The sequence below is a fragment of the Roseateles sp. genome (assembly GCF_044373315.1).
Classification (GTDB): domain Bacteria; phylum Pseudomonadota; class Gammaproteobacteria; order Burkholderiales; family Burkholderiaceae_C; genus JACDQM01.
The window spans coordinates 1-6,705 of the sequence record NZ_JBILQK010000136.1; the positions used below are offsets into that span (position 1 = coordinate 1).

Genomic DNA, 6,705 nt, shown 5'->3' on the forward strand with positions numbered 1-6,705 from the left:
AGAATTGCGGCTGCGCCGCCTTGTCCGCCTTGTCCGCCGTGGCGGTCGTCTTCGTCTTGCGTGGCATTCATGCTCCTTGTCGACATGCTATGCCTCACACACAAAATTTCTGACAGGTTCGAGCCGGCAGTCGCACGAACTGGTCAAGCTGGTGTCGCGCTTCCGCCTGTCCTGAGCGCGCTCATTCGCCCTCGCCACTCTCGTTGTTGAGTCGGTACTTGCGGATCTTGTCGGCCAGCGTAGTCTTGGCGGTGCGCAGGGCCATCGCGCTGCGGGCGATATTGCCGCCCTGGCGCTGCAGTTCTTCGCGGATCAGGCTCTTTTCGAAGTCTTCGACGATCTCGGCCAGCGAGAGTTCGCTGGCGGCTGCGGGCGCGGCTTCGGCCAGGCCCAGCACATCGTTGCGCACGCCCAGCACCAGGCAGTCGGCGACATTGCGCAGCTCGCGCACATTGCCGGGCCATGCGTGGGACATCAGCGCGCGCAGCTGTGCGGCGCTGACTTCGGGCACGGCCAGGCCGTAGCGGCTGGCGGCCAGCAGCATGAAGTGCTCCAGCAGCAGCGGCACATCTTCGCGGCGTTCGCGCAGCGGCGGCAGGTCGATGGTCACCACATTGAGCCGGTAGTAGAGGTCGCTGCGGAAGGAGCCCTGCTGCGCGCGCTGCAGCAGGTCGTCCTTGCTGGCGGCCACCACGCGGCAGTCGACCGCGATGCGCTGGTTGGAGCCCAGGCGCTCAATCTGGCGCTCCTGCAGCACACGCAGCAACTTGATCTGCACCGCCATAGGCATGCTCTCGACCTCGTCGAGGAAGAGCGTGCCGCCGTTGGCATGTTCGATCTTGCCGATGCGGCGCTTGCTGGCGCCGGTGAAGGCGCCCACCTCGTGGCCGAACAACTCGCTGTCCAGCAGGGTCTCGGGCAGGCCGCCACAGTTCAGCGCCACCAGCGGCGCCTGGCGCCGGCCGGAGAGTTCATGCAGGGCCTGCGCCACCAGCTCCTTGCCGGTGCCGGTCTCGCCGCGGATCAGCACATCCACCGAGGAATCAGCGATGCGTGTGACCAGCTGGCGCACCGCCTCGATCTGCGGTGAGCGGCCCACCAGCTTGCCAGCAACGCCGGCGCGCGCGGCCAGGGCCTGGCGCAGGCTGAGAACTTCCAGCGTCAGGCGGCGCTTCTCCAGAGCGCGCCGCACCACCTCCACCAGCAGTTCGGGGGAGAAAGGCTTGGGGATGAAGTCGTAGGCGCCGCTGCGCATCGCCTCCACCGCCAGGCTGACGTCGCCATGGCCGGTGATCATGATGACGGGCAGTTCGGGGTCCAGCTCATGGCAGCGCCGCACCAGGCTCATGCCGTCGGCGCGCGGCAGGCGCATGTCGGTGACGACGATGCCGGCAAAGCCTGGCTTGATGAGCGCCAGCGCGGCCTCGGCCGATTCGACCGCGTCCACGCGCAGATCTGCCAGCTGCAAGGCCTGGACGCAGCCCAGCTGCATGTGCAGATCGTCTTCGACCAGCAGGACGGACAGTTCTTGGCTCATGGGCTTTCCGCGCCGGTGGCGCTGTCGGGGGCAGTGGGCAGGCGCAGCTTGAAGCAGGCGCCGCCTTCGGGGTGATTGTCGGCTTCCAGCTCGCCGCCTGCCTCGCGCACGATGTCGCGCGAGATGGCCAGCCCCAGGCCCAGGCCGACGCCGGCATCCTTGGTGGTGAAGAAGGGCTCGAACAGGCGCGCGCGCACATCCTCGGCCAGGCCGGCGCCGCTGTCGCGCACTTCAATCAGCACGCGATCCGGCGCTTGATCGGTCGCCTCATTGCAGGCGCTCACCCACAGCTGGCGCTGCGCCACGCCGGCCTCGCGCATGGCATCCAGCGCGTTGCCAATCAGGTTGATCAGCACCTGCTCCAGCCGGTTGGGGTCGCACCAGGCTTGCACCGCGCCCGGTGTGCAGTCCTTGTGCAGCTGCACGCCCTCGTTGCGCAGGCGCTGGTCGTACAGGAACAGCGCATTGTTGATGGCGACGGCCACATCGCAGCGCACCGGCTGCGCCTTGCTCTTGCGCGCAAAGCCCTTCAGCGGCTCGATGATGCCGCCCATCTGGTCGGCAAGCCGGGTCAGGATCTGCAGATTGCTCTGCACCGTGTCGAGCTTGCCGCGCTTCATGAACTCCAGCGCATTACCTGACAGCGTGCGAATCGCCCCCAGCGGCTGGGTCAGCTCATGCGTGATGCCGGTGGCCAGCTGGCCCAGGGCGGCCATCTTGCCGGCGTGCACCAGTTCGTCCTGCGCCTGGCGCAGCGTGGTCTCGGCTTGCTGGCGCTCGGCCACCTCGCGCTTGAGGCGCAGGTTGGCTTCGGTCAGTGCGCTGGTGCGGCGCTGCACCGTGTGCTCCAGTTCGGTATTGGCCTTCTGCAGCCAGCGCTGCGCCTGCAGCTTCTGGCGCACCAGGCGGCGGCGCTGCAGCGCGATCAGCGCCAGCAGCAGCAGGGTGCCTGCGGCCAGTGCGGCCAGCAGGCTGTGCATCACCGCTTCGCGCCGCACCGGCTGCAGGTCGGAGAACATCAGCAGCCGCCAGTCCATGCCGTTGAGCGTGCGGCCCTGCACCAGCAGGCCGCGGCTGGCCGGAAGCGGCAGGCCAGCGTCGGCGTCGGGGTCATGCGGCACCAGGCCTTCCACCACCTGGCTGTTCTCGTCAATGCGCAGGTCCACCTTGAGCGGAAAGCGCGGCAGGCGCTGCTCGCCATACAGGCGGCTGAGCTGCAGGTCGACGCGCTGGCTCACGCTCAGCTCGGCCAGCGCGGTGTAGCGCCAGCCGGGCTCGGAGGACAGGATCACCACCTGGTTGGAATCGGCCAGCAGCGCCGGCGAGCCCAGGCTGGGCCAGGCTTCGTTGATGGCTTCCAGGCTGATCTTGATGGCGGCCACGCCGGCCACGCGGGCGCCGTCGTGGATGGGATGCGAGACGTAGTAACCCGGCTGCTGGTTGCGCGTGTCGATCGCGAAATGCCGGCCGACGCGGCCCGACAGCGCTTCAAGGAAGTAGGGCCGGAAGGCCTGATCCTCGCCCGCCATCGTGGCATCGCTGGAGGCCAGCACGGTGCCGCGCTCGTTCAGCACGAACACCGACAGGCTGCCCAGATGCGCGTTGAGGCGGCGCAGATAGAGGTTGGCGCTGTCCACCCGGGCGGCGGACTGCGGTTGGCGCAGCAGGGCCAGCACATCCTGGTTCAGCTGCACCGTGGCGGGCGCATGCTCCAGGCGCTTGATGATGCCTTCGGCCGCGGCGCCGAACAGCTCCAGCTGGTGGTTGGCCTCCTGGCGCAGCGACTCGGTGCCGCGCTGCACGCTGGCCGAGAAGCCCAGCCAGCCGGCCAGCAGCACCAGCACCAGCGCCAGCATGGCCTGCGCCAGCGTGCGCAGCGCGCCGCGCGGGCGCGCCGACCAGGACATGCTGCGAAGGCCGGTGGTGCTGGGCGTCAAGAAGGGATCGGTCAGTGCTGGAGGATCTTGGACAGGAAGTCCTTGGCGCGCGGCGAGCGGGCGTCAGGGTTGCCGAAGAACTCGTCCTTGCGGCAGTCCTCGACGATTTTGCCAGCGTCCATGAAGATCACGCGGTCGCTGACCTTCTTGGCAAAGCCCATCTCGTGGGTGACGCACATCATGGTCATGCCCTCGTTGGCCAGGCCCACCATCACATCCAGCACCTCGCCGACCATCTCGGGGTCGAGCGCCGAGGTGGGCTCGTCGAACAGCATCACGATCGGATCCATCGACAGCGCACGCGCAATCGCCACACGCTGCTGCTGACCGCCGGAAAGCTGGCCGGGGAACTTGTCCTTGTGCGCCGACAGGCCCACGCGCTCCAGCATCTTCAGACCGCGGACCTTGGCCTCGTCGGGCTTGCGGCCCAGCACCTTGATTTGCGCGATGGTCAGGTTCTCGGTGACCGACAGATGCGGGAACAGCTCGAAGTGCTGGAACACCATGCCCACGCGCGAACGCAGCTTGGGCAGATTGGTCTTGGGGTCGGTGAGGCTGATGCCGTCGACCTTGATGTCGCCCTTCTGGAAAGGCTCCAGCGCGTTGACGGTCTTGATCAGCGTGGACTTGCCCGAGCCCGAGGGGCCGCAGACGACCACCACTTCGCCCTTCTTGATTTCGGTGGTGCAGGCGGTCAGCACCTGGAACTGGCCGTACCACTTGGAGACGTTGTTGATTTCAATCATTTCTCAGGCCTCAGCGGATGATCGCAATGCGTTTCTGCAGGCGGCGCACCAACATTGAGAGGCCGAAGCAGATCACGAAATAGACGGCGGTGGCGACCAGATAGGTTTCCACCGGGCGGTTGAAGTTCTTGCCGGCCACTTCGAAGCCCTTGAGCAGGTCATAAGCGCCGATGGCATAGACCAGCGAGGTGTCCTGGAACAGGATGATGGTCTGCGTCAGCAGCACCGGCAGCATGTTGCGGAAGGCCTGCGGCAGCACCACCAACTGCATGGTCTGGCCGTAGGTCATGCCCACCGCATAGCCAGCATGCACCTGGCCCTTGGGCACGCTCTGGATGCCGGCGCGCATGATCTCCGAGTAGTAGGCGGCCTCGAACACTGTGAAGGTGATGATGGCCGACAGCTCGGCGCCCATGGGCTTGCCGGTCATCAGCGGGATCAGCAGGAAGAACCACAGGATCACCATCACCAGCGGGATGGAGCGCAGCGTGTTGACGTAGAAGGCCGCCGGCACTTCCAGCCACTTCTTGCCTGAGAGGCGCATCAGCGCCAGCACGGTGCCCAGCAGGATGCCGCCGATCATCGCGATCAGCGTCAGCTGGATCGAGAAGATCAGGCCCTTGGCGACGAAGCCGGTGAGGACATCCCAGCTCAGGAAAGAAAAGTCGAGAGAGAGGCTTTGCATCACTTGGCTCCACCGATCAGGCCCGGCACGCGCACGCGCTGTTCAATGAACAGGGCGATGCGGTTCACGCTGAAGGCCGAGATGAAGTACAGGCCGGTGACCGCCAGATAGATCTCGATGCCGCGCGAGGTTTCCTCCTGCGCCTGCATCGCGAACATGGTCAGCTCAGCCACCGAGACGGCAAAGGCCACCGAGCTGTTCTTGATGATGTTCATGCTTTCGCTGGTGAGCGGCGGGATGACGATGCGGAAGGCCATCGGCAGCAGCACGAAGCGGTAGGTCTGCGGCAGCGTGAAGCCCATCGCCAGGCCGGCGTAGCGCTGGCCCTTGGGCAGGCTGTTGATGCCGGCCTTGACCTGCTCGGAGATGCGCGCCGAGGTGAAGAAGCCCAGCGCCAGCACCACCAGCACGAAGCTGGGAACGGTCTTGAGCACGGGCACCATGGCGGGGATCACGTGGTACCACAGCACGATCTGCACCAGCAGCGGGATGTTGCGGAACAGCTCGGTCCAGGCTTCGCCGAAGCCGGCCAGCCATTTGTTGGGCACGGTGCGCAGAATGCCGACCAGCGAACCCACCAGCAGGGCCACCACCAGCGCCAGCAGCGCGACACTGAGCGTCCAGCCCCAGGCTGAGATCATCCAGTCCAGATAGGTGATGTCACCGCCGCTGCCGAAGCAGCGCGGCATCACCTCGCCATCGATGGTGTTCTTGCAGAACACCTGCCAATCCCAGCTCGCCACAGGCGCCTCCAGAATTTCTTGAAATTCGAAACTACAGGGGCCTGCCGCAACCGCAGCGCGGCAGGCCCGAGGGGGTCACGCGGAAGCGATTACTTCTTGGCGTAGTCTTCAGCCGGCTTGTCGTTCGGGCTGGCCAGCGCTGCCTTCAGGTTGTCGCTCATTGCCAGGCCGACCTTGGTGTTGGCCGGGGGGATGGGCTGCAGCAGCCACTTGTCGTAGAGCTTGGCCACGTCGCCGGACTTGATCATCGCGCTGATGCTGTCGTCCACGGCCTTCTTGAAGGCTGGGTCGTCCTTGCGCATCATGATGGCGATCGGCTCGACCGACAGCACTTCGCCGACGATCCGGAATTCCGCCGGGTTCTTGCTCTTCGCGATCAGGCCGGCCAGCAGCGAGCCGTCCATCACGAAGGCGTCAGCGCGGCCCGATTCCAGCAGCAAGAAGCTGTCGGCGTGATCCTTGCCGAACACTTCCTTGAAGTCCACGCCGTTGGCGCGCTCATGGCGGCGCAGGGTCTGCACCGAGGTTGTGCCGGTGGTGGTGGCCACGTTCTTGCCAGCCAGCTGGTTGATCGAGGTGATGCCCGAGTTGGCCTTGACGGCGATGCGCACTTCCTCGACGAAAGTGGTTACCGCGAAAGCGACCTGCTTCTGGCGGGCGGCGTTGTTGGTGGTGGAGCCGCACTCGATGTCGACCGTGCCGTTCTCGACCAGCGGGATGCGGTTTTGCGAGGTCACCGGCTGGTACTTCACCGACAGGCTGCTCAGGCCCAGTTGCTTGCGCACGTCGGACAGCACGCGCTCGCAGATCTCAACGTGGTAGCCGGTGTACTTGCCGTCACCCAGCGTGTAGGACAGGGCGCCGGAGGATTCGCGCACGCCCATCGTGACCGAGCCGCTGTCCTTGATCTTCTTCAGCGTGTCGGCGTGGGCCGCGCCGGTGGCCAGCAGGCCGGCCAGCAGCAGGGCTGCAGCGGTGGTGGTACGTTGGAACACAACAGACTTCTGGGACATGAGAACTCCTGGATGGGGAGGGTGGTGATGTCCGGCCGGGTGGC

General features: G+C 66.1%; 6 protein-coding genes. All 6 read right to left on the reverse strand.

What is annotated here, in order from left to right; translation table 11 throughout:
• Positions 1 to 181: 181 nt before the first annotated feature.
• Positions 182 to 1,537 (reverse strand): sigma-54-dependent transcriptional regulator, encoded by a 1,356-nt coding sequence (locus ACIQ67_RS18635; protein ID WP_397535876.1) that lies wholly within the window; start codon positions 1,535 to 1,537, stop codon positions 182 to 184.
• Positions 1,534 to 3,474 carry an ATP-binding protein gene (locus ACIQ67_RS18640; protein ID WP_397535877.1) on the reverse strand — a complete coding sequence of 647 codons (1,941 nt, stop codon included), beginning with the start codon at positions 3,472 to 3,474 and terminating at the stop codon, positions 1,534 to 1,536. The genes ACIQ67_RS18635 and ACIQ67_RS18640 overlap by 4 nt, the downstream gene beginning before the upstream one ends.
• Before the next feature lie 11 nt (positions 3,475 to 3,485).
• Complete coding sequence (locus tag ACIQ67_RS18645) at positions 3,486 to 4,220, reverse strand: amino acid ABC transporter ATP-binding protein (protein WP_397535878.1); 735 nt, start codon at positions 4,218 to 4,220, stop codon at positions 3,486 to 3,488.
• Positions 4,221 to 4,230: 10 nt separating this feature from the next.
• Positions 4,231 to 4,905 (reverse strand): amino acid ABC transporter permease, encoded by a 675-nt coding sequence (locus tag ACIQ67_RS18650; RefSeq protein ID WP_397535879.1) that lies wholly within the window; start codon positions 4,903 to 4,905, stop codon positions 4,231 to 4,233.
• Positions 4,905 to 5,594, reverse strand: a complete 690-nt coding sequence (locus ACIQ67_RS18655) for an amino acid ABC transporter permease (protein WP_397535881.1) — start codon at positions 5,592 to 5,594, stop codon at positions 4,905 to 4,907. Before ACIQ67_RS18655 ends, ACIQ67_RS18650 begins: the two co-directional genes overlap by 1 nt.
• 143 nt (positions 5,595 to 5,737) lie before the next feature.
• Positions 5,738 to 6,661: an amino acid ABC transporter substrate-binding protein gene (locus ACIQ67_RS18660; protein ID WP_397535880.1), complete on the reverse strand. Its 924-nt coding sequence runs from the start codon at positions 6,659 to 6,661 to the stop codon at positions 5,738 to 5,740.
• Positions 6,662 to 6,705: the final 44 nt, after the last annotated feature.